Origin of the sequence: Leifsonia sp. ZF2019 (assembly GCF_019924635.1) — a bacterium.
GTDB lineage: Bacteria > Actinomycetota > Actinomycetes > Actinomycetales > Microbacteriaceae > Leifsonia.
Genome location: NZ_CP065037.1, coordinates 2,834,536 through 2,853,983, shown reverse-complemented (window position 1 = coordinate 2,853,983; position 19,448 = coordinate 2,834,536). Strand labels below are relative to the sequence as shown.

Annotated in this window: 28 protein-coding genes and 1 pseudogene; 20 read left to right on the top strand and 9 right to left on the bottom strand. The window is 66.4% G+C overall.

From position 1 onward, the window contains the following. The first annotated feature begins 89 nt into the window (after positions 1 to 89). From eno to IT072_RS14080, 6 genes are all read left to right on the top strand, one after another. Positions 90 to 1,370 carry a phosphopyruvate hydratase gene (gene eno, locus IT072_RS14105; RefSeq protein WP_223357491.1) on the top strand — a complete coding sequence of 427 codons (1,281 nt, stop codon included), beginning with the start codon at positions 90 to 92 and terminating at the stop codon, positions 1,368 to 1,370. Between the two features lie 116 nt (positions 1,371 to 1,486). Continuing rightward, positions 1,487 to 1,729, top strand: a complete 243-nt coding sequence (locus IT072_RS14100; RefSeq protein WP_223357490.1) for a hypothetical protein — start codon at positions 1,487 to 1,489, stop codon at positions 1,727 to 1,729. A 133-nt stretch (positions 1,730 to 1,862) separates the two neighbouring features. Next, positions 1,863 to 2,543 (top strand): FtsB family cell division protein, encoded by a 681-nt coding sequence (locus IT072_RS14095; protein WP_223357489.1) that lies wholly within the window; start codon positions 1,863 to 1,865, stop codon positions 2,541 to 2,543. Positions 2,544 to 2,553: 10 nt separating this feature from the next. Continuing rightward, on the top strand, positions 2,554 to 3,069 hold the full coding sequence (locus IT072_RS14090) for a DUF501 domain-containing protein (RefSeq protein ID WP_223357488.1): 516 nt from the start codon (positions 2,554 to 2,556) through the stop codon (positions 3,067 to 3,069). Beyond that, positions 3,066 to 4,382 carry a S8 family serine peptidase gene (locus IT072_RS14085; RefSeq protein WP_223357487.1) on the top strand — a complete coding sequence of 439 codons (1,317 nt, stop codon included), beginning with the start codon at positions 3,066 to 3,068 and terminating at the stop codon, positions 4,380 to 4,382. The genes IT072_RS14090 and IT072_RS14085 overlap by 4 nt, the downstream gene beginning before the upstream one ends. Before the next feature lie 39 nt (positions 4,383 to 4,421). Then, positions 4,422 to 5,828, top strand: a complete 1,407-nt coding sequence (locus IT072_RS14080; protein ID WP_223357486.1) for an NAD(P)/FAD-dependent oxidoreductase — start codon at positions 4,422 to 4,424, stop codon at positions 5,826 to 5,828. Between the two features lie 76 nt (positions 5,829 to 5,904). Here IT072_RS14080 and IT072_RS14075 read toward each other — a convergent pair whose 3' ends face one another. The 3 genes from IT072_RS14075 to IT072_RS21290 are packed head-to-tail and all read right to left on the bottom strand — an operon-like array spanning position 5,905 to position 7,120. Continuing rightward, a complete protein-coding gene (locus IT072_RS14075; RefSeq protein WP_223357485.1) occupies positions 5,905 to 6,492 on the bottom strand; it encodes an IMPACT family protein in 588 nt (195 codons plus the stop codon). Positions 6,493 to 6,520: 28 nt separating this feature from the next. Continuing rightward, complete coding sequence (locus IT072_RS14070) at positions 6,521 to 6,964, bottom strand: MarR family winged helix-turn-helix transcriptional regulator (RefSeq protein ID WP_223357484.1); 444 nt, start codon at positions 6,962 to 6,964, stop codon at positions 6,521 to 6,523. Between the two features lie 33 nt (positions 6,965 to 6,997). Beyond that, positions 6,998 to 7,120 (bottom strand): hypothetical protein, encoded by a 123-nt coding sequence (locus IT072_RS21290; protein ID WP_263282050.1) that lies wholly within the window; start codon positions 7,118 to 7,120, stop codon positions 6,998 to 7,000. On the opposite strand from IT072_RS21290, the gene IT072_RS14065 reads away from it, so the two are divergent. Further along, positions 7,119 to 8,414 (top strand): MFS transporter, encoded by a 1,296-nt coding sequence (locus IT072_RS14065; protein ID WP_263282049.1) that lies wholly within the window; start codon positions 7,119 to 7,121, stop codon positions 8,412 to 8,414. The two genes, IT072_RS21290 and IT072_RS14065, sit on opposite strands and share 2 nt — an antisense overlap. A gap of 308 nt (positions 8,415 to 8,722) precedes the next feature. Here the strand turns inward: IT072_RS14065 and IT072_RS14060 are convergent, their stop codons facing one another. Beyond that, a complete protein-coding gene (locus IT072_RS14060) occupies positions 8,723 to 9,052 on the bottom strand; it encodes a DUF7882 family protein (protein WP_223357483.1) in 330 nt (109 codons plus the stop codon). An 80-nt stretch (positions 9,053 to 9,132) separates the two neighbouring features. Between IT072_RS14060 and IT072_RS14055 the strand changes: the two genes are divergently transcribed. Further along, on the top strand, positions 9,133 to 9,462 hold the full coding sequence (locus tag IT072_RS14055) for a hypothetical protein (RefSeq protein ID WP_223357482.1): 330 nt from the start codon (positions 9,133 to 9,135) through the stop codon (positions 9,460 to 9,462). Between the two features lie 620 nt (positions 9,463 to 10,082). On the opposite strand, the gene IT072_RS14050 is transcribed toward IT072_RS14055, so the two are convergent. After that, positions 10,083 to 10,412 carry a hypothetical protein gene (locus IT072_RS14050; protein ID WP_223357481.1) on the bottom strand — a complete coding sequence of 110 codons (330 nt, stop codon included), beginning with the start codon at positions 10,410 to 10,412 and terminating at the stop codon, positions 10,083 to 10,085. 1,254 nt (positions 10,413 to 11,666) lie between these two features. Here IT072_RS14050 and IT072_RS14040 point away from each other — a divergent pair. Continuing rightward, complete coding sequence (locus IT072_RS14040) at positions 11,667 to 12,050, top strand: HIRAN domain-containing protein (protein WP_223357480.1); 384 nt, start codon at positions 11,667 to 11,669, stop codon at positions 12,048 to 12,050. Here IT072_RS14040 and IT072_RS14035 read toward each other — a convergent pair. Both IT072_RS14035 and IT072_RS14030 read right to left on the bottom strand, forming a co-directional pair. Continuing rightward, the gene (locus IT072_RS14035) at positions 12,047 to 12,529 is read right to left on the bottom strand and encodes an ImmA/IrrE family metallo-endopeptidase (protein WP_223357479.1); all 483 of its coding nucleotides are present in this window, start codon (positions 12,527 to 12,529) and stop codon (positions 12,047 to 12,049) included. The genes IT072_RS14040 and IT072_RS14035 overlap by 4 nt on opposite strands. Before the next feature lie 17 nt (positions 12,530 to 12,546). Continuing rightward, complete coding sequence (locus IT072_RS14030; RefSeq protein WP_223357478.1) at positions 12,547 to 12,903, bottom strand: hypothetical protein; 357 nt, start codon at positions 12,901 to 12,903, stop codon at positions 12,547 to 12,549. An 87-nt stretch (positions 12,904 to 12,990) separates the two neighbouring features. Here IT072_RS14030 and IT072_RS14025 point away from each other — a divergent pair, with 87 nt between their 5' ends. The 6 genes from IT072_RS14025 (at position 12,991) to IT072_RS14000 (ending at position 15,988) form a co-directional block, all read left to right on the top strand. Continuing rightward, entirely contained in the window at positions 12,991 to 13,236 is a 246-nt protein-coding gene (locus IT072_RS14025) for a hypothetical protein (RefSeq protein ID WP_223357477.1), read from the top strand. Beyond that, complete coding sequence (locus IT072_RS14020; RefSeq protein WP_223357476.1) at positions 13,233 to 13,475, top strand: helix-turn-helix domain-containing protein; 243 nt, start codon at positions 13,233 to 13,235, stop codon at positions 13,473 to 13,475. Before IT072_RS14025 ends, IT072_RS14020 begins: the two co-directional genes overlap by 4 nt. A 302-nt stretch (positions 13,476 to 13,777) precedes the next feature. Beyond that, complete coding sequence (locus tag IT072_RS14015) at positions 13,778 to 14,353, top strand: hypothetical protein (protein ID WP_223357475.1); 576 nt, start codon at positions 13,778 to 13,780, stop codon at positions 14,351 to 14,353. A gap of 62 nt (positions 14,354 to 14,415) precedes the next feature. Continuing rightward, a complete protein-coding gene (locus tag IT072_RS14010; RefSeq protein WP_223357474.1) occupies positions 14,416 to 15,225 on the top strand; it encodes a BRO-N domain-containing protein in 810 nt (269 codons plus the stop codon). Next, complete coding sequence (locus tag IT072_RS14005) at positions 15,222 to 15,521, top strand: helix-turn-helix domain-containing protein (protein WP_223357473.1); 300 nt, start codon at positions 15,222 to 15,224, stop codon at positions 15,519 to 15,521. The genes IT072_RS14010 and IT072_RS14005 overlap by 4 nt, the downstream gene beginning before the upstream one ends. A 236-nt stretch (positions 15,522 to 15,757) precedes the next feature. Then, entirely contained in the window at positions 15,758 to 15,988 is a 231-nt protein-coding gene (locus tag IT072_RS14000) for a hypothetical protein (RefSeq protein WP_223357472.1), read from the top strand. Between the two features lie 32 nt (positions 15,989 to 16,020). On the opposite strand, the gene IT072_RS13995 is transcribed toward IT072_RS14000, so the two are convergent. Continuing rightward, complete coding sequence (locus IT072_RS13995) at positions 16,021 to 16,263, bottom strand: hypothetical protein (RefSeq protein WP_223357471.1); 243 nt, start codon at positions 16,261 to 16,263, stop codon at positions 16,021 to 16,023. A gap of 283 nt (positions 16,264 to 16,546) precedes the next feature. On the opposite strand from IT072_RS13995, the gene IT072_RS13990 reads away from it, so the two are divergent. Both IT072_RS13990 and IT072_RS13985 read left to right on the top strand, forming a co-directional pair. Next, positions 16,547 to 17,029 carry a hypothetical protein gene (locus IT072_RS13990; protein ID WP_223357470.1) on the top strand — a complete coding sequence of 161 codons (483 nt, stop codon included), beginning with the start codon at positions 16,547 to 16,549 and terminating at the stop codon, positions 17,027 to 17,029. A 118-nt stretch (positions 17,030 to 17,147) separates the two neighbouring features. Then, entirely contained in the window at positions 17,148 to 17,333 is a 186-nt protein-coding gene (locus IT072_RS13985; RefSeq protein WP_223357469.1) for a hypothetical protein, read from the top strand. A 188-nt stretch (positions 17,334 to 17,521) separates the two neighbouring features. On the opposite strand, the pseudogene IT072_RS21425 reads toward IT072_RS13985, so the two are convergent. Beyond that, a pseudogene (locus IT072_RS21425) lies at positions 17,522 to 17,965 on the bottom strand (bacteriophage T4 gp5 trimerisation domain-containing protein); the annotation flags it as partial. 15 nt (positions 17,966 to 17,980) lie between these two features. Here IT072_RS21425 and IT072_RS21420 point away from each other — a divergent pair. The 3 genes from IT072_RS21420 to IT072_RS13970 are packed head-to-tail and all read left to right on the top strand — an operon-like array spanning position 17,981 to position 19,325. After that, positions 17,981 to 18,400, top strand: coding sequence for a DUF7666 domain-containing protein (locus IT072_RS21420; RefSeq protein WP_442786809.1), 420 nt, complete (start codon positions 17,981 to 17,983; stop codon positions 18,398 to 18,400). Further along, entirely contained in the window at positions 18,400 to 18,624 is a 225-nt protein-coding gene (locus IT072_RS13975) for a hypothetical protein (RefSeq protein ID WP_223357467.1), read from the top strand. The genes IT072_RS21420 and IT072_RS13975 overlap by 1 nt, the downstream gene beginning before the upstream one ends. Further along, positions 18,621 to 19,325, top strand: a complete 705-nt coding sequence (locus IT072_RS13970) for a hypothetical protein (RefSeq protein ID WP_223357466.1) — start codon at positions 18,621 to 18,623, stop codon at positions 19,323 to 19,325. Before IT072_RS13975 ends, IT072_RS13970 begins: the two co-directional genes overlap by 4 nt. The last annotated feature ends 123 nt before the right edge of the window (positions 19,326 to 19,448 follow it).

The window sequence follows — 19,448 nt, the reverse complement described above, 5'->3', positions numbered from 1 at the left end:
CGCAAGCATCCCGCCGTGGGCACGGGCCGTCCACGCGGCTTCACTAGACTTGCCGGTGAAACCCACGAACTACCACTGAGGAGACTGTTGTGGCTCAGATCGAAGCTGTAGGCGCTCGCGAGATCCTGGATTCGCGCGGCAACCCGACCGTCGAGGTCGAGGTGCTCCTGGAGGACGGCACCGTCAGCCGTGCCGCCGTCCCGTCCGGTGCGTCCACCGGCGCCTTCGAGGCCTACGAGCTTCGCGACGGCGACGCCGACCGCTACCTCGGCAAGGGCGTGCAGAAGGCCGTCGACGCGGTCCTCGACGAGATCGGCCCGGCCATCGAGGGATTCGAGGCCAGCGACCAGCGCCTCGTCGACGAGGCCATGATCGAGCTCGACGGCACCGACAACAAGAAGCGCCTCGGCGCCAACGCCATCCTCGGCGTCAGCCTGGCCGTCGCCAAGGCCGCCGCGGACTCCGCCGATCTGCCGCTGTTCCGCTACGTCGGCGGCCCGAACGCGCACGTGCTCCCGGTGCCGATGATGAACATCATCAACGGCGGCGCGCACGCCGACACCGGTGTCGACATCCAGGAGTTCATGGTCCTGCCCATCGGCGCAGAGACCTTCTCCGAGGCACTCCGCTGGGGCGTCGAGACCTACCACTCGCTCAAGTCGCTGCTGAAGTCGAAGGGCCTCAACACCGGTCTCGGCGACGAGGGCGGCTTCGCCCCGGAGCTGGAGCACAACCGTGCCGCGCTCGACCTGATCTCGGAGGCGATCGAGAAGGCCGGCTTCACCGTGGGCACCGACATCGCCCTGGGCCTCGACGTGGCCTCCACCGAGTTCTTCGAGAACGGCGTCTACCGGTTCGAGGGCCAGGAGCGCACCGCCGCCCAGATGTCGGCCTACTACGCCGAGCTGGCCGCCGCCTACCCGCTGGTCTCCATCGAGGACCCGCTGGCCGAGGACGACTGGGAGGGCTGGGCGCACCTGAACGCCGAGATCGGCTCGAAGCTGCAGCTCGTCGGCGACGACCTGTTCGTCACCAACCCGAAGCGCCTCGCTCAGGGCATCGCCGCGAAGGCCGCCAACAGCATCCTCGTCAAGGTCAACCAGATCGGCACCCTGACCGAGACGCTCGACGCCGTCTCCCTCGCGCAGCGCTCCGGCATGACCGCCGTGCTCTCGCACCGCTCCGGCGAGACCGAGGACACCACCATCGCCGACCTCGCCGTCGCCACCGACGCCGGCCAGATCAAGACCGGTGCCCCGGCCCGCTCCGAGCGCGTCGCGAAGTACAACCAGCTGCTCCGCATCGAGGAGGAGCTGGGCGACGCCGCCGTCTACGCCGGCCGCAGCGCCTTCCCGCGCTTCACCGCGTAACGCACTCCCGCGCACTGAGTGCACTCCCGACGGGCCCCGGCATCGCGCCGGGGCCCGTCGTGCGTCTCCGTGCGTCTCGCGCCCCGCGGCATGCGGCCCGATGGCAGGATGGCGTCGTGGATGCGGAGACGGACCTGGTCCCGCTCGTGCTGTTCCTTGCGCTGGCGGCACTGTTCTGCGCGCTCGGCGGGTACCTGCTGCTGCGGCCGGCGCGGGCCGCGGCGTTCTTCGCGGACGAGGGGGAGCGTGGACGCTTCAGGTCGCGTGACGCGCGGGCCGTGGGGCTCGTCTTCACCGTCGGCGGTGGGGTCCTCGTCGCCGTGGGTCTCGCACGCCTCCTGGCCCTCGTGCTGCCGTGAGGGCTCGCTGAGGAGTTGCTCACAGCGTCGGCGTGCGGAGGGGCGCGCCGGGGTCCGGCCGCGACGATCGCCTACGATGAATGGCGGGGCCGCCGGTCCCCGTCCGTGCTCGTCCGTCCACCCGGGAGGTGTCATGCCGAAGCGGCCAACGCTCCCGAACACGCCGCCCAGGCGCACCGGGAACGGCGACACAGCCTCCACCAACCGCACTCCCGGGGCGCCCGCGAAGGCTGCGCCCGCGAAGCCGAAGCCCTCGGCCACGCGGGGCTCGAGCACGGCGTCCCCGTTGGCTGCGAAGACGAAGCCCGCCACGCGCACGGTCGCCCCGACGCTGTCGGCACCGAGCGGCACCGGCCGCTGGCTGCGCGGCATCCACTTCTCGGCGTTCTCGCTGGTGATGATGGGGATCCTCGTCCTCGCCGTCGTCATCCTCGCTCCGACGCTGCAGGCGCTCGTGCAGCAGCGGCAGCAGATCGCCGACCAGCAGGCCGTCGTCGACAAGCTGACGTCGCAGGTCGACGCCGCGAAGGCGCAGCGTGCCCGCTGGAACGACCCGAGCTACATCCGTGCGCAGGCGCGCGATCGGCTGTACTACGTGATGCCCGGTGAGACCAGCTATCTCGTCATCGACGACCGGCCGCCCGCGGCGGTGCAGACCGACGATCCGGTGAGCTCGAAGCTTCAGAAGACCCGCACCGACTGGGTGGGGTCGCTGTTCGGCTCGTTCATGGGAGCGGGCCTGACAGAGGCGACACCCCAGCAGCTGACCGGTCAGACCGGCACGCCGACTCCCGAATCCACTCCGAGCAAGTGAGCACCGCACCATGACCAGACCGCCGTTCGAACACGTGACCGACGAGGACATCGCCGTCGTGAGCCGCCAGCTCGGCCGGCCGGCGCGCGACGTCGTCGGAATCGCGGCGCGCTGCGTGTGCGGCCGCCCCACCGTGGTCTCCACCGCACCGCGGCTCGCCGACGGGACGCCGTTCCCGACCTTCTACTACCTGACCCACCCGGCCGCCACGGCCGCGATGTCGACGCTCGAGGCGACCCAGGTGATGAACGAGTACAACGACCTCCTGGCGGAGGACGAGGGGGTCCGTGCGCAGTACGCGGCCGCACACGAGCAGTTCCTGGCCGATCGTGAGTCGATCGCCGTCGTGGAGGAGATCCGCGGGATCTCGTCCGGTGGGATGCCCACCCGTGTGAAGTGCCTGCACGCGCTCGCGGCCCACGCGTTGGCGGCCGGTCCGGGCGTGAATCCGATCGGCGACCTGGCATTGGCGCGGGGCGCGTGGTCACCGGATGTCTGCGAGTGTCAGGTCGACGTCACGGAATGAGGGCGGGCCAGGGGGAAGCCGGTGGGCACCGGGTGCGGGCGCAGCGCGGCAGCAGGCCGGCACGCCGCGCGGTGACGGCCGTCGCCGCTGCGCTGGCGTTGACGCTCGTCGCTCCCACCGCCGCGCACGCCGACCAGGTGCGCGACCTCGAGTACTGGCTCGCGGACTACGGTTTCACGACCGCCTGGCAGACGACCCGCGGGGCGGGCGTCAAGGTGGCCGTGATCGACACGGGCGTCGACGGCAGCGTCCCCGACCTGGCGGGCGCCCTCGGGGCGGGGACCGACGTCTCCGAGGTGGGCGCGCCGAACGGGCAGAAGCCGCTGGGCGACGGCGACGCGGCGAATCACGGCACCTGGGTCGCCTCCCTCCTCGCCGGGCGCGGCACAGGAGAGGGCAGCGGTGTGCTCGGGGCCGCGCCGGAGGCCACGATCCTCCCCGCGTCCGTCGCGCTCGGGAAGGCGATGGGCCCGGTCGGCAGCGACGAGCAGATCGCGCAGGCCGTGCGCTGGGCCGTGGACAACGGGGCGACCGTCATCAACATGTCCCTCACCCGCAACACCCTCGACTGGCCGACCAGCTGGGACGACGCCTTCCAGTACGCGTTCCAGCACGACGTCGTGATCGTCGCCGCGGCCGGCAACCGGGGGAGCGGCACGACGGAGGTCGGTGCTCCCGCGACGATCCCGGGCGTCCTCACCGTCGCCGGCGTCGACCGGCAGGGGCAGGCCAGCTTCGACGCGTCGTCACAGGGCATCACGATCGGCGTGTCCGCGCCCAGCGAGCAGCTCGTCGGGGCGAACCCGGGCGGCGGCTACGTCCAATGGGAGGGGACGAGCGGGGCCGCGCCGTTGGTCTCGGGGGCGGTCGCGCTCGTGCGCGCCGCGCATCCCGAGCTGAAAGCGGCCGACGTGATCGAGAGGATCATCAAGACGGCGCGTCCGGCCGGGGGCGGCAGCGTCCCGAGCCCGATCTACGGGTACGGCCTGCTCGACGCGGCCGCCGCCGTCACCGCCTCGGTGCCGCACGTGACCGCCAACCCGATGGGTGACCTAACCGAGTGGATCCGCGTGCACCGCCGGGCGGAGATGCCGACGACTCCCGCCCCGACCGGCGAACCGCAGGCGATCCGTGCCCCCGAGAAGCTCGCCCCCGAACGCGCGGTATCATGGACGCGGTTCTTCTGGCCGCAATGGAGCGTCCTCACCACCTTCTGGATTCCGTTCGCACTGATCGCGGGTTTCGTGGCCCTCGCCGCCCTCGGCGGAGTGGGCGCGTGGCTGCATTTCAGGCGAACGGCGCTCAGGGGGTAGATTAACACCCATTGTTTCGTGTTGAGGAGACGCATCACTGTGCCCAAAATCCTGATCGTCGGCGGAGGTTACGCCGGTTTCTACACGGCGTGGAAGCTCGAGAAGCAGCTGCGCAAGGGTGAGGCCGAGGTCACCATCGTTGACCCGCTGCCTTACATGACGTACCAGCCGTTCCTCCCGGAGGTCGCGGCGGGCTCCATCGAGCCGCGTCACGCGGTGGTCGCACACCGTCGCCACCTGAAGAGCACGAACGTCATCACGGCCAAGGTCACGTATGTCGACCACGCCACGAAGACCGCGACGATCCAGCCGCCGGTGGGCGAGGCGTACGAGTTCGCGTACGACATCGTGGTGGTCACGGCCGGGGCCGTGTCGCGCACGTTCCCGATCCCGGGCGTCGCCGACCAGGCCGTCGGTCTGAAGACCATCGAAGAGGCCGTGTACATCCGCGACAAGATGCTCACGAACTTCGACAAGGCCGCGACGCTGCCCGCCGGTCCGGAGCGCGACCGCCTCCTCACCGTGACGGTCGTCGGCGGAGGCTTCGCCGGCATCGAGATCTTCGCGGAGCTGCGCTCGTTCGCCAGCGCGCTGCTGAAGAAGTATCCCGAGCTGTCGTTCGAGGACACCCACTTCCACCTGATCGAGGCCATGGGCCGGATCATGCCGGAGGTCAGCCTCCCCACCAGCCACTGGGTCATCAAGAACCTCGCCGAGCGCGGTGCGGAGATCCACCTCGACACGCAGCTCACCAGCGCGGTCGACGGCGTCATCCAGCTCTCGACCGGCGAGTCGTTCGAGACCGACCTCATCGTCTGGACGGCCGGCGTCATGGCCAACCCGACGATCGTGCGTCACACCGACCTGCCGATCGAGGAGCGCGGCCGTCTGCGCGTGCGCGCGGACCTCCGCGTCGGCACCGACGAGGAGATCATCGAGGACGCCTGGGGCGCCGGTGACGTCTCGGCGGTCCCCGACCTCACCGGGGCGGGCGTCGGCGGTTACTGCGTGCCGAACGCCCAGCACGCGGTCCGCCAGGGCAAGCTGCTCGCGAAGAACCTGGTCGCCAGCATGCGCGGCGAGCTGCCGCGCCAGTACTTCCACAAGAGCCTGGGTGCCGTCGCCGGCCTCGGTCTCGGCATCGGCGTGCTGCAGTCCGGCAAGCTCGCGATGAAGGGCGTCGTCGGCTGGCTGGCGCACCGCGGCTACCACGGTCTGGCGATGCCGAGCTGGGAGCGCAAGTGGCGCGTCATCTGGGGCTGGTGGAACAACTTCTGGCTCGGACGCGACATCGTGTCGCTCGAGGCTCTGCAGACCCCGCGCGCCGTCTTCGAGGAGTTCGCCTCCCGCCCGAAGCCGGCTGTCGAGTCGGCCCCTGCCGAGCCCGCCGAGGCCCCGGCGAAGAAGGCTCCTGCCAAGGAGCCGGCCGAGGTCGCCGCGAAGTAACGCGACACCGTACGTCCCGAAGGCCCGGTCCCGCTCGCGCGGGGTCGGGCCTTCGGTGTCGGCGCGGGCGGGCGGCTCAGGCGACGGCGACGCGCGCGCGGCCGCCCGTCAGGTCGCGGATCGTCGCCGTCGTCTCCTGCGCCCGCCGCGCGGGCAGCATGATCGTGAGCCGCACCGCCTCCTCGTACGCGGTGTCGGGCACGGCGAAGTCCTCGCCGTCCGCCCATCGCCGCACCCGTTCCGCGTCGGCGTAGTCCACCGTCACGATGAGCGTCGTCTCCGGCACGCGCTCGACGATCTCCGCTCCCTGCAACGCGGTCGCGATCGCGTCGGTGTAGGCGCGCACCAGGCCTCCGGCGCCCAGTTTCACGCCGCCGAAGTAGCGCACGACGACGCCGAGCACCCCCTCCAGATCGTGATGCCGCAGCACCTCCAGGATCGGCCGGCCCGCAGTCCCCGACGGCTCCCCGTCGTCGGACATCCCCGAGTGACCGCCCGCCAGCAGCGCCCAGCAGACGTGCGTGGCGCCCGGATGCTCGGCGCGCAGTCCCGCCACCCGCTCGGCCGCCTCGTCACGCCCCGCAACCGGGACGGCGAGCGCGACGAACCGGCTGCGACGGACCTCCACCTCCGCGTGCGCGGGGGAGGCGAGGGTGCTGGCCATCCCTCCACGCTACGGGATGGCGCGCGGCTCAGTCGTCCGCGATGCCCCCGAGAATGCTCGCCGCCCGGCGGAGCACCTCGCGATCGGCGGTGGAGAGCCCGGCCAGCCGCTCGCGGAACCAGCGGTGTCGCTGCTCGCGTGAGGCGGCAGCCAGCGCGTGGCCCTCTTCCGTGAGTGCGAGCAGCACGCGTCGCCCGTCGTCGGGATCGGGTGTGCGAGCCGCGAGGGCGAGCGAGGTGAGGCGGTTCACGGTCTGGCTCATCGAGGCCGGCGTGACCTTCTCGTGCTCGCTGAGCGCGCCGAGTGAGGTCGGGCCGTGCCGATGCAGGTGCCCGAGGGCGGAGAGTGCGGCGTCACCGAGCTCCCCCTCCGCCCGTTCGGCACGGAAACGGCGGTAGATCCGGGCCACGGCCCGCGTGACCTCCTCGTCGAGCTCCCGCAGGTCGTCCGGGTCGCTTGCATCGGCCTCCATAAGTCTTTAGTATACCTAAAGAAGTAGTTAATACTATTGAACGATCTCGGGAGCCGACACGATCACCACCGACACCAAACCCACCCGCCCCTTCGGCTGGCGCTTCACCGCGCCGCTGCTGCTCGGCTCGACCCTCAACCCGATCAACAGCTCCATGCTGGCGACGGGGCTCCTCGCGATCGGCCTTGACTTCCATCTCGGCCCCGGCAAGACCGCCAGTCTCATCTCCGTGTTGTACCTGTGCAGTGCGATCATGCAGCCCACGATGGGCAAGCTCTCCACCGTCTTCGGGCCGCGGCGCGTGTTCGTCTCCGGCATCGTCACCCTGCTCATCGCCGGCGTCGTCGGCGCCGCCGCTCCGGGCTTCGGCTTCCTGCTCGTCTCCCGTGCCCTGATCGGGATCGGGAGCTCGGCCGCGTATCCCACCGCCATGGCCATGGTGCGCAGGCGGGCCGACGAGCACGGTGTCGGTGTGCCCTCGCGCGTGCTCGGCAACTTCTCGATCGCCGCCCAGATCACCGCCGTCATCGGCCTCCCGCTCGGCGGCATCCTGGCGGGCGCGTTCGGCTGGCGTGCGCTCTTCCTCGTCAACGTGCCGCTCGCCCTCGTCGTCCTGACCTTCACCCTCCTCGGCGTGGAGAAGGACCCACCGCGCGAACGCGGCGGCGTCCGCTCGCTGCTCGCGTCGGTCGACCTCCCGGGGATCGGCCTCTTCGCCGCGACCGTCGTCGCGCTCCTGGTCTTCCTCTCGACCCTCGCCACGCCGATCTGGTGGCTCATCCCGGTGGTCGTCGCGTTCGCCGCCGCGCTGCTGCTGTGGGAGCGCCGAGCCAGCCGTCCCCTGATCGACGTGCGCATGCTCGGCCGCAACGGCCCGCTGCAGCGCACCTACCTGCGGCAGACCCTGTCGGCACTCGTCAGCTACGCGACGCTCTACGGCGTCAGCCAGTGGATGGAGCAGTCCGCCGGCTACTCGGCCACCCAGGTGGGCCTCATCCTCCTCCCGTTGTCGGGGGTGAGCATCGTCCTCGCCCGCATCGTCTCGAATCGCGGCTGGGTGCGCAGCCCCCTCCTGCTCGGCGCCCTCGCCATCGCGGCCGCCGCCGCCCTGCTGCTCCTGATGGACGCACACACCAGCGTCTGGCTGCTGCTCCTGATGGCCGCGCTCCTCGGGGTCGCGAACGGCCTCACCGGCTTCGCCAACCAGGCCAGCCTCTACGTCCAATCCCCGCCGGACGAGATCGCCGTCGCTTCCGGCCTCTACCGCACCTTCGCGTACATGGGCGCGATCTTCTCCTCCAGCCTGATCGGCATCACCTTCGGCGAGGCCGCCAGCGACGCCGGTCTGCACACTCTGGCCTGGGTCATGGCGGCGATCGGAGTCGCGCTGCTCGTCATCACAGCGGCCGACCGGCGGATCCCGCGCGCGACGGCGGGGGAGCGGGCGTAGCTCGGGATGTCCCGGCTCCCTCGCGCTCCGACGAGGCCGGGGGTACGGTCGCCGGGTCGCGACGTCACACGCCGCGACGGAAGGAGCACTCATGATCGACGACACCGCACGGCCGGACCCCGATGACCTCCCCGACGGCTCCGGGACGGGCGAGGAACAGCCCGACGATGGCGCGGACACGGCGTCGGGAGGCGGAGCCGATGACCGCTGATCCGCGACACGACGACGTCCCCGACCCTGCCGAGGTCGACCCCGACGAGGGCACCGAGCCGGACGGGACGCCCGTGGAGAACCCCGGCGGATAGTTCCTAGGGGTGGAGGGAGAGCGTCCCGATCACCGGGTTGCCCTGCTCGTCGAGCAGCTCGAGACCGTGGTTGGTGGACGCGGCCTCGGCCATCTGCTCGATCCACTCCCGGTTCGTCGGAGCGGCCTTCGGCGAGTCGAGGTGGACCCGCAACGGCATGGACGGGTCCAGCCACACCATGTTCCGTCCCTGGCCGTCGTTCGCGCTGTCCCGCCACCGCAACGGGAAGCCCTCTCGCCGCCGGAACTTGATGATCATGATGATCTCCAGATGCGCGAGAACCCGGTCGTCCAACTGGATCCGGGTCGTACCGTCGTAGACCAGATAGCCCACTGGCCATCACCTCCCGTACAACCGTACTCGCCGGAGGCGAACCCCTGTATCCCGCGCCGGGATCGTGGTTCTCTGCGGACATGCGCAGAATTCTCTATCCGGGCGGTTCTCTCGACACCGGCGACGACATCGCCGCGGCGGTGCTGGAGTACGCCCGTCAGCTGGCACGCAGCGAGACCGCGGACACCGTCCTCGTCCCGGGTCGTGGGGTCGAGGGCGGGACCGGCTCCGTCGAGTTCCTCCTCGGCCCCGCGAGCCAGCTCGTCAGCGAGCCGCTGGCGTTCTCCGGCCCGGAGATCGAGGACGCCGAGTTCGTCCGCACGCTGCACCGACGCGCGTCGAGGCTGGCGGGAGGTCCGGGGCGTCCTGACCCGTTCACCGGGTCGGATCTTCCCGACACTCCGGCGTGACGGCAGACCGCGCGAGAGGAGCGGGCGAGTACCCCCAGTGGGACTCGAACCTGAGCTCCCGCCCAATTAACGCCTCGCGCACTATCGGCCCTGGCGGAATTCCGCGTCACTCCACTAACCAGCGTGATACTTGAATTACTCAGAGGCGGGCGGTTTGAGCGCGATCGGTAGAACGCCCGGCGCGATGGCAGCCGCCCCTGGCTCGATTGCCCCACGAACGTAGGCGAGTTCCGGGCTTACCGGGAAAACACAGGCGATCCAATCGAGGGCCGGCGCCAATGGGTTCCTCCTTCGAAGCTGAGGGTGCTCTGGGCTGACAGGGTGCCGCTCATCGAGAAGGAAGAGCGCTGGCGGCAGTACACGAGTAGGGCGTCGAGAACGACTCCGCCGCTGCTGACGTCGTATTCCGCCTGAGCTAGTGACGTGCCCGAAGGATCGATACCAACTTCGAGCCAACGCAATTGTGGACAGCGGTAAGGGTGGCGAGGCGTGCCGGATGTCCAGTGCGCGGGTGGCGCGAAACATTCGGACGATCTCATAGGCCGTGAGGACGAGTTCTTTCCCGCAGAGATCAGCCCCATCGCACTCACCTAGGCGATGGGGCTGAGTGCTTCGGGACGCTAGAAGCTGAACCGGATACTTCTGTCGGCGCTGCGAAGCTGTAGCTCTTCTGCTGGTGCTAGCGCACGTCCAATCCGAAAGGCTATATCGACTTGTCCGGCGAACGGTCCGCTTCCCGACGCCGCCTGTTCGGCCAGTGTTTCGGACGTCCCATTGTGGTCGGCCAGTGTCCACTGGGTGCCGACTGCAAGGGGCTGCTTTGTCCCGCGCGGGCCCGGAGCTGATGCAAAGTCGCGCAGCCTGAGAAGTATGCGATCTTCCACGATCTCGACCGATTGCAGTTCGAGCGTCTCGTCCCCCGCCAGAGTTGTGATTGTGCCGTAGAACATGGCGCTCACACTACTTCGTGATACCCCATGCGTCATCCCAGTAATCGGCTCCGTTGTAACGCAGCCACGCCTCCACTTCGAATTCTTGTCCCTTCGGCGGGCAGATGTAGTTCGTGCGGGTCGAGAGCGAAGTTCCGCTCCCCGCGGCGGAACCACAGGCCGACCACGGACCATTGTTCTGCCTCGAAGTGCAGTCAAGCTTCTTGTAGCCCGAGGCTAGGGAGCTCGCAGTGGTCGACCACACAACGCTCCCCACTGTGATCGTCAGATGAGCAGCCACGTCGCCAACGCCGTTGATGACCTTGTTCGGGCTCACCCCGCGCCCAGATACTTGGGTTGACCCGTCCGCTGCCTCAGCTGCGGCAGGGTGGGCGCACTTCTAAGCGAAGTGGTCGATGAGCTCCTGCTGTTCGTCCAGAGAGAGCGGAGCACCGGTTGTCGGATCGTTCAAGTTCACGTCAGTCCCCGCGCAGATCGAGATGGTGCCTCCAGCCGAGGACGGTGTCGGCTGGCCGGCGGCTGAAGCGGGCGATACCGCTAGAAAAGAGATCCCCCCGAAAACCGCTGCTGCCACAGCGGTGAAGACGGCGCGACGAGTTCTAGTTTCCAAAAGGAACCCCCATGTACTAAAGACCGTGACCCCCACGGCTGCTCCAGAATCGGACACGATCCAGACGGTTGCAATACCCGCCTTCTGTGGGTGTGAGCACTCTCAGAGAGGTGCCAATCTGGTGACGCAGCCACCAGACTATTTTCGCCCACATGAGCCACGATCGTACTGACTTGTCTGTCCCCAACCGAACTCCGACGCGAACCGCTCCCCATGAGTAAACGAAAGTTGTACGGACAGCGGAATCACTGGCTATCGCGGCCGGAGGGAATGTGAAGGCGATCCAGCGCATACTTGGTCGTGTCTCAGCCGCGATGACACTCGAAGTTTATGGGCACCTGTTCGACGACGACCTGGACGCCGTTTCCCCAGGCCCTCCATGACGCTTTTGCGAAACCAGACCTGGGCAAGAACTGGGCAAACGGGGTAAGGGACAAGCTCAGGCCTGATGTGATCCCAGTGTTTACAAGCGATACAGGCCAATCAGGCGAGTACCCCCAGTGGGACTCGAACCCAGCAACCCGGGCGTGTCATCCGCATGATTCCGGGGTTTCCGGGCTGATCCAGACCCTTTGAAACCGGCTCAATCGATCAAATGTGTGGCAGCGTGCCACACAAAATGGCCCCTTCGTTAGGATCTCGGCATGGTCAAGGTGGAGACGGTTGATTACAGCCAACTGCGGGTGAGGGACCTGACTCACCTCCCTGCGAAGCGCCTGAGGATTCGGGGGAGCTACGCCTACCTGACTAGCAACAGCAGAGAGATGTATGGCGCGACCGAGTATCTGCTCATCAGGGAGCCGCGGAACCGTCACGACGCATCGGCAATCGCGATCTACGGCCGACAACGCAAAGTCGGTTACGTCTCAGCCGCGAAAGCTGCATCGATGGCGCCACTACTGGATGAGTTCACGGACTGCGACGGCTTCGTCGTCAAGGGCGCTTCAACCTCGGACACCAGCATCCGGTTGTGGGTCGACTTGCCGTCCCTCCCGGAGCTTCGTGCGTACGTGAAGCGGAACACCTAAAGACGGTCGCGGTGATTCTCGAAGTAGACGCGGAGCATACGCTCGGTCACTTCAAGGTGAAGCGCAATTCGGTCTGGGTCGTCGGTGATTCCGTAGAGCTCGGCGATCCTCGATGCGCGAATGAGCCGCCGAGCAGCGATTCGATTCGCTCGATCCTCCTGGGTCCTTGTGGTGCCGACATCGTCGTTCTCAAAGTGCACGATTTCATGGGCGATCGCGCAGCGCTCGACGATGAAGTGCTGGTTAGGTCTTACGAAGATCGCCTGCTTCCGACGCGAGTAACAGGCAACCATCTTCGGCGTTGGCAGATCTGGCCGGAAGATCACCGGTACGCCTAGGTCTTCGGCATGCACCCAAGGGTCATAGTCCATTGCGCAGACTCCGTCCAGGTAACTATCGACGCCATACATGTAGCTGGTGCTTCCTGGTATCGGCCGGCGCTGGTCGTATTGCTGCCAGTCGAATGCGTCGATAGTCATTGTGACCCCCTCTTGCGCTACTCACTTTCGCGCGGCGCCGTATCGTCCTCTGATGCGGCTACATCGTTCTCGATCTTGTCCTTGTACAGATCCTCATTGTGCGTGTCGCCTACGACACTGAGGCGCGGTCTCGCTGCCGCGCGCATGATGTCCAGCGGGTTCACACCCACGACGTCGGAAAGCTCGCTGATGTCATTGGTGTTGAAAGGCATCTCGCCGCGGAGGCGCTTGTAGTAGTAGTTGCGTGACATGCCAGCCTCGGTGATCACATCACTTACTGATCTGCCAGACATGTTGATCGCGTGGTCGATCTCGTCAGCTATGCGCTGGCTGAAGGTGTTCGACTCGCCCATTCCTCGCTTAACCATCATCACAGGTACAGAGTACCCATTTAGGCATAACAACGCAATTTTGTACTCAACTAGGTTGCAATCGTGTACCCAACTAGGTACAGTTGGGTTATGGCGAACGAACTCCACGACCTCAGCATTCGCATCACGGATGCGGTCAAAGCAGAGCTTGCACGCCGGGACCTCTCCGGGCACGACCTGGTCGCTCCTCTCGGACTCGGACGTAACGCCGTTTACGCCCGCCTCCGGCATGAGCGCCCATTCGACACCGCTGAGCTCGAGAAGATCGTGCGATTCCTCGGGATCGACATGACAATCCTTCTCGCCTCGGCCGACCTCGGAGCTGTTGCGGCATGACCGAGCTGGAAGACATCAACACGATCGAGCAGACGGCTGCGTACCTGAAGCTCACCGAAACGAAAGTTGCCGAACTCGCGCGTACGCATCGACTGGCAGGCATCAAGGAAGGCCGCACCTGGACCTTTCCGCGACCGGCGATCGAAGCCTACGTAGAAGCGAACACCACCACCGCAGTGCAAGGGAATCCCTGGGGCCTCACTGACGCGTCACTCCGACGCGTACGCCGCTCCGCCTAACACTGCAGATCTACGCCAAGCGGACAAGCCCGGATCGCACCCGGGGTAGATCACTGCACCCAAAAACAGGGGTGCGCACACAACTACATACGGTTCGTGACCTGAACACGCCCCCGACGAACAGGGAGGTGGACAGTAAGGGCCCGCACAGCGGGTGAGGCGCCGGAAACCCCGAAGACCACGAATCGAAATGCATTGCAGGCCCGGTATGTCCCGGTGATCTGCGCGGCGTGACGGTCTTCGCTCGGGTTCGACTCCCGTGACGCCACAGCCACTGGCAGCACAAAGGAAGGGAGAAGGACATGGGTATCTCGCAGAAGCCGTACAAGGAACTGCGGAAGGTGATGGACGAGTACGGATTTCGCCTGCTGGGGATTTCGCGAACTCATCAAGAGCGGTGGGCAGGGCTGCGCTGGAACGAAGACCGGCCTCTCAAGGTTTCGGTGACACTTCCACCGCACGCCTCGGCAAGTCTGATCCGCCAGATCCGCGAGGCAGCGGGGGAGATGACCGTCGATCGCGCGAAGAAGCGAGACGCTCAGGCGATCAAGGAACGGCAGGCATCGGCTCGGGAGCGCGCCCGCATCGAAGAAGAAGTTCGTGCGAAGCGCCGGCACGAACTAGTCGCAAGGCGTGCGAATCGAGATGAACCGGAGCAGCCGTCCACGGTGAACGGCTCCCTCTCCGGCTACGTCCGCGGGGACGGAATCAAGTTCGACCCGATGCGAGAGCGCTTGAAGGGACACGACCTCGAGGTGACTAGCGAGCTCCGACGAGAGCTGGCAGAGCTCGCCGAGCTTGAGCAGGAGTACGGGCCAGACGCCGTCCGGGAAGCACGTGCACAGATCGAAGCCAAGCTCCTCCTTCCAGGCGCGTGAAAGCGCGCAAAAAGAAACGCCTCGGGGGCAACCGAGGCGAATCAGAAAGGAATCAAAACCAAATGAGTTCCAACGACATCGTACCTTTCGATTTCGAGGACGTCAGCGTCCGAACCGTGATCATCGACGGTGAGCCGTGGTGGGTCGCAGCCGATGTGACGAACGCGTTGAGAATCTCGAACGGTCGACAGGCCACCGGGCGGCTTGATCAGGATGGTGTCTGTCAGACAGACATCATCGATGCTCTCGGTCGGCGGCAGTCGGTCACCATCATCAACGAGTCCGCTCTCTACGAGCTCGTCATCCGCTCGGACAAGCCCGAGGCGGCAAGGTTCCGTCGCTGGATCACCCATGACGTGCTCCCGTCGATTCGCAAGACGGGCACGTACACGACGGTGCAGAAGTCTCCGATGGAGATCATCCGGGAGCAGCACGAGTCCATCGGGATCCTGCTGGACGAAAACGAGTCGCTGACTGTCCGCGCGGTGCAGGCTGAGGCGACGATCGACATCATTGAGGGATCCGAGGGGCTCTCCGTGCGGGAGTTCCACAAGCAGTACTTCTCCGAAACATCCGAGCGGGACTTCAACGACCTGCTCTACCGGAAGCGTCTGCTCATTGACCAGCGTGGTACACGCGGTCGTGACGCTCATGGCCGTCTGAAGAACGGCAAAGAGCACCGGCACCCGACGTGGATCGGTAAACCGTACTTCTACCTGGACCCGACGGTTGACCGCGAAACCGGGGAACGTCACTACCAAACGAAGGTTCGCCCCGGAACGCCTGAGGTTGATCTGATCCGGTTCCTCGAAGGCGCCGGCCTTCGCGCGAACCGCAACATCGACCGCGCGTTGAAGGCGGTGACCGCATGAGCGCCAAGTCCTGGCTCTTCGGCGAGCGACTTCAAACCATCCGCCGCGAAAAGAAGATGAGCGGCGAAGACCTGGCCAAGCGTTCCGGCATTACGCGTTCGACCATTACCAACCTCGAGACAGGCCGCCGGAACGACATCACAGTGTCTGAACTGGTCGCCTTCGCGCAGGCACTCGAAGTTCAGCCCGCATACATCGATCCCCGTGTTGACCCGGATAGGTGGCAGAAGATCCAAGCGGCACTGGCGGCAGTCGAACACGCGCAGGCAGCGCTCTCTGAGGCGGTTACGTCGTGATGGCCGCTTGGATCCCTATCGAAAACCAGCGCGTCATGGGTCGTGGAAGCGAGTACGAACTGGCGATTCGTGACTGGACCCCCGGTGATGGCCTCACCTGTAGCAACGCTTCAAGCCAGCAGAAGCACCCCTGTGGAGCACCGAGCGCAGTCTTTCGAACTATCTGGGATGAGCCGGGTTACGGCTCTCGAAGGTCGAGGCTCCAGGTTCGAACGCGAGTACTTTGTGGCCGCCACGTGGGAGAGGTGCTTCGGCAGTACATCGGCGATGCCACGGGGAAGGCGAATCCGCAGTCACTCGTCTACCACGCGGAGAAGGAAGCGTCCGAAAAGGTTCTCGCGGCTCACTGGGATGAGTATCAGCGAGCACTGACGGACTTCACGGCGGCTCACGAGGCCGCGCTTATCGAGTCGGTACCGGAGGGGCTGCGAAATTTTCTCGTTTCGGATGAGGCGGTGGCGTCGTGAGCGGCCAGATGGACCCGACCGCTCACGCGTCGTCAGATCCCGCCAGCCAGCCTCTTCGCGATCTCCTTGCCAACGAGGTCAACGGCTACATCCGGGGCATGGTCAACGCGTCGCGCGAGTTCGAAAAGCGCTTCCCAGACTCCGTGTCCCTGGATAAGTCCGTACTGGCTTCCGACTTCCTCAGCGCTAAGACCGTCTGCCTCATTGACCAGGGCAGTGAGCTTGGCAGCGGTGTCGTCCTTTATGGCCTGGATTGCGTCTACGGCGTTGCTCATAAGGGTTCCTCTCGGGTTCGTGAGTCTGCGGGTGCGACCGCTGGCTCTTCTGATCGAACCCTAGAGGACACGGCAGGCCGGGACTCCTCTCGGGCCCGGCCTGCCGAACTTCCGATGCCTATCAACGGTGACGCGATTGCGATAGCTCGTGATGCGATCCGACGAGCAGAGGCGGGCAACCGATGAGCCGGCACGCGCTTCCGATTCATCCGCCTGTTGCGCGGTCGTCGGTTGTTCCTGTGGCCCCTGAACCGGTGGAGGAACCCGAAGTCATGGAGGTGACGTGTTGAACGCGCAGGAGACGATCACCGCAGCAATCGAGAAGCTCGAAGGGCTTCGTGACGCTGCCTGCCAAGGACCGTGGGAGCGCCGCGAAGACTACGGGCTGACCGGTCTCGTGAGCGGTGAAGGCGAGTCAATCGCGATCGATTTCTTCATCCCTGACGCCGACCTGATCGTGACTTTGCATCGCACCATCGACGCGCAGCTCGCACTTCTCAAGGAGTTGCTGCACATCGCTGAAACCGCCGGCTGGTCCGAGGAGGAGTTCCCCTCGAAGCCGGGTCATGAGCATGGCCTCCTCTTGGCCCGTTCGATCCTCGGGGAGGCGTCCTCCTCGGATGTGCGGAGAGACTACGCCCCTGGTCGTGTGAATGGTGCGGTTGTGGGTGCCCTGGTTGGCGCAATCGTGCTCGCGTCTATCGCCCTCGGCCTGGTTGGTGCGGCTGTCTGGGTTGGGCTCATTTGGGTGATCTCGCCATGGTGAGGAACGGGTACAAGAAGTTCGGCCCTGACTGGATGCCGAAAGTCGTCGCTCTCACCGGCCTCGTTCTGGCCGCTATCGCCGTGTCCATGTGGATCATCTACGCGTTCGGTGGCCGCTCATGAACCGGGCGAACGCGTTCCTCATCCTCGTCATCGTCGGCGGTTGTGCCGTCGTCGTCCTGGCCGTTCTGGCCGTCCTGCCGACTCTCGTGATGGTCGGCTCCCTGATCGCTGGTGGTGGCGCCCTTCTGGGGATCACAGCAACCGAACTGAACAACTTCATCGAAGGAGAACAAGACCAATGAGCATAACTGTCAAAACGCAGCAGGAACTCGACAAAGCACTCGCGAAGACCGGGTATCAGGACATCATCATCGACTCGCCGAGCGGCGTGTGGCTGATGGTCACGAGCACGGACGGCAAGGACGTGAGCGCCTACGGCTCGGCGACGGTCCGCGCCTCCGGCTCGGCGACGGTCCGCGCCTACGGCTCGGCGACGGTCAGCGCCTACGACTCGGCGACGGTCCGCGCCTACGACTCGGCGACGGTCCGCGCCTACGACTCGGCGACGGTCAGCGCCTACGACTCGGCGACGGTCAGCGCCTACGACTCGGCGACGGTCCGCGCCTACGGCTCGGCGACGGTCAGCGCCTCCGACTCGGCGACGGTCCGCGCCTACGACTCGGCGACGGTCAGCGCCTCCGGCTCGGCGACGGTCCGCGCCTACGACTCGGCGACGGTCAGCGCCTACGACTCGGCGACGGTCCGCGCCTACGACTCGGCGACGGTCAGCGCCTACGACTCGGCGACGGTCCGCGCCTACGGCTCGGCGACGGTCAGCGCCTACGACTCGGCGACGGTCCGCGCCTACGGCTCGGCGACGGTCAGCGCCTACGGCTCGGCGACGGTCAGCGCCTCGACCTACGTCGCCGTCCACCTCCACTCCTCCTGGGTGACCGTCGAGGGCGGGGTCGTCATCGACGTCACCAAGATCGACCGCTGCGACGTCACCCAGTGGGCCGGCTACCACGGCACAGAGATCCAGGACGGTGAGGTGATCGTCTACAAGGCCGTCAACGACGACCTGAAGTCCGGGCGCGGATTCGCCTACCCGATCGGCGAGACTGTCACCTGCCCCGACTGGGATCCGCGCGATGCCTGCGGCAACGGTCTGCACCTGTCCCCGCGCCCGCACCACGCCCGCTACTACTTCGAGTCCGCGTCCCGGTTCCTGCGCTGCGCGGTCAAGCTCGACGAGCTCACCGTGATCGACGGCAATGGCAGTGGCGTCCCGAAGCTGAAGGCGAAGCGTGTGCGGGTGCTCGCCGAGGTCGATATCGACGGAAACACCATCACGAAGGGCAAGCACTGATGAACAAGCTCAAGACCAACCTGGATCGTGTCCGTGCGGCGAAGGAGCGGGTAGAGACCACCCTCGCAGGCATCCCCTCCACCGCGAAAGCACACCCGTTCGTGGATGCTCAGCGTGCCGTGTTGAACGCGGACCTGAACGACAGGAGAACCGGCATCACCCGGGAAACCGAGACCACGCCGGGCCTCACGTTGGCAGTCGATGTTCTGGCAGGTGCCCGATGAGCGCGCCGACGAAAGCCCTGAGCAAGGCGAATCTGTCCATGCCGCTCGCCGACCTTCTCGACCTGGTCACGGCCGTAGCACCTGCCGTCTCGAACGACTTCATCACCCCCGTCATCACCGGTGCACTGTTCACCCTCGACAAGGGGCGGATCACCCTCATGGGTACCGACCGATACCGGGTACACCGGGTGCGCGGCGACTACAAGGGAAGTCCGTCGGGAACATTCATTGTCCCGCAGGCGGCGCTCAAGTGGCTGACCAAGAACGCTGCATTCTTCGGCCGCCGGCGGATCTCAGACCTGCTCCAGCCATGGGCTCGAATCGACTTCCGCTTCGAACCCATCTCCGCAGGGCTCACGGGAACCATGATCCACTGCCCCAGGGGAACGGTGACCATCACCATCAGCGAGCCCGTGGCCACCGACGCGGCGAGCATCACCTACACGCTCCCTCTCATCAAGGGTGGGTTCCCTCCACTGCACGAGCTGTTCGACAAGGCCGAGAGCCTCGAGCCCGTGGCCGCCGCTGGGGCAATCCGCATGGACCTCCTCGCTGACACCAAGCGGATTGCCCGGGACAAGTGGGAGGCCGGGAAGTTCAAAGTCGTGCAGCCAAACACCAGCGGAAAGCCCGGACAGTTCCTCGTCCAGTACGAGCGCGGCGAAGCTCTGCTCCAGATGCACGACGGGAGCCGTCCATGAACGACCTGACCCGGAACCTGGCGGACATTCTCTACGGTCCTGAGTTCTCTCACCGTGATCTTCCCCCGAGAACACCTGCCCCGTCGTGTCCTACGAAGCCCGCGTTCATCGCCGCGGACCCGC

Excerpts from the sequence above, each read along its gene's own strand:
- IT072_RS14070 (WP_223357484.1), bottom strand. The coding sequence starts at position 6,964 with ATGGAGGCCGATGCAAGCGACCCGGACGACCTGCGGGAGCTCGACGAG.
- IT072_RS21290 (WP_263282050.1), bottom strand. The coding sequence starts at position 7,120 with ATGGAGCTGTTGATCGGGTTGAGGGTCGAGCCGAGCAGCAGCGGCGCG.
- IT072_RS14055 (WP_223357482.1), top strand. The coding sequence starts at position 9,133 with ATGCGCAGAATTCTCTATCCGGGCGGTTCTCTCGACACCGGCGACGAC.
- IT072_RS13975 (WP_223357467.1), top strand. The coding sequence starts at position 18,400 with ATGAACAAGCTCAAGACCAACCTGGATCGTGTCCGTGCGGCGAAGGAG.
- IT072_RS14085 (WP_223357487.1), top strand. The coding sequence starts at position 3,066 with ATGAGGGCGGGCCAGGGGGAAGCCGGTGGGCACCGGGTGCGGGCGCAG.
- IT072_RS14005 (WP_223357473.1), top strand. The coding sequence starts at position 15,222 with ATGAGCGCCAAGTCCTGGCTCTTCGGCGAGCGACTTCAAACCATCCGC.
- IT072_RS13995 (WP_223357471.1), bottom strand. The coding sequence starts at position 16,263 with ATGAGCAACGCCGTAGACGCAATCCAGGCCATAAAGGACGACACCGCT.
- IT072_RS14090 (WP_223357488.1), top strand. The coding sequence starts at position 2,554 with ATGACCAGACCGCCGTTCGAACACGTGACCGACGAGGACATCGCCGTC.
- IT072_RS14020 (WP_223357476.1), top strand. The coding sequence starts at position 13,233 with ATGACCGAGCTGGAAGACATCAACACGATCGAGCAGACGGCTGCGTAC.
- IT072_RS14015 (WP_223357475.1), top strand. The coding sequence starts at position 13,778 with ATGGGTATCTCGCAGAAGCCGTACAAGGAACTGCGGAAGGTGATGGAC.
- IT072_RS14065 (WP_263282049.1), top strand. The coding sequence starts at position 7,119 with ATGCTGGCGACGGGGCTCCTCGCGATCGGCCTTGACTTCCATCTCGGC.
- IT072_RS14035 (WP_223357479.1), bottom strand. The coding sequence starts at position 12,529 with ATGACTATCGACGCATTCGACTGGCAGCAATACGACCAGCGCCGGCCG.
- IT072_RS14050 (WP_223357481.1), bottom strand. The coding sequence starts at position 10,412 with ATGTTCTACGGCACAATCACAACTCTGGCGGGGGACGAGACGCTCGAA.
- IT072_RS14010 (WP_223357474.1), top strand. The coding sequence starts at position 14,416 with ATGAGTTCCAACGACATCGTACCTTTCGATTTCGAGGACGTCAGCGTC.
- IT072_RS13985 (WP_223357469.1), top strand. The coding sequence starts at position 17,148 with ATGAACCGGGCGAACGCGTTCCTCATCCTCGTCATCGTCGGCGGTTGT.
- IT072_RS14040 (WP_223357480.1), top strand. The coding sequence starts at position 11,667 with ATGGTCAAGGTGGAGACGGTTGATTACAGCCAACTGCGGGTGAGGGAC.
- IT072_RS14075 (WP_223357485.1), bottom strand. The coding sequence starts at position 6,492 with ATGGCCAGCACCCTCGCCTCCCCCGCGCACGCGGAGGTGGAGGTCCGT.
- IT072_RS13970 (WP_223357466.1), top strand. The coding sequence starts at position 18,621 with ATGAGCGCGCCGACGAAAGCCCTGAGCAAGGCGAATCTGTCCATGCCG.
- IT072_RS14095 (WP_223357489.1), top strand. The coding sequence starts at position 1,863 with ATGCCGAAGCGGCCAACGCTCCCGAACACGCCGCCCAGGCGCACCGGG.
- IT072_RS14025 (WP_223357477.1), top strand. The coding sequence starts at position 12,991 with ATGGCGAACGAACTCCACGACCTCAGCATTCGCATCACGGATGCGGTC.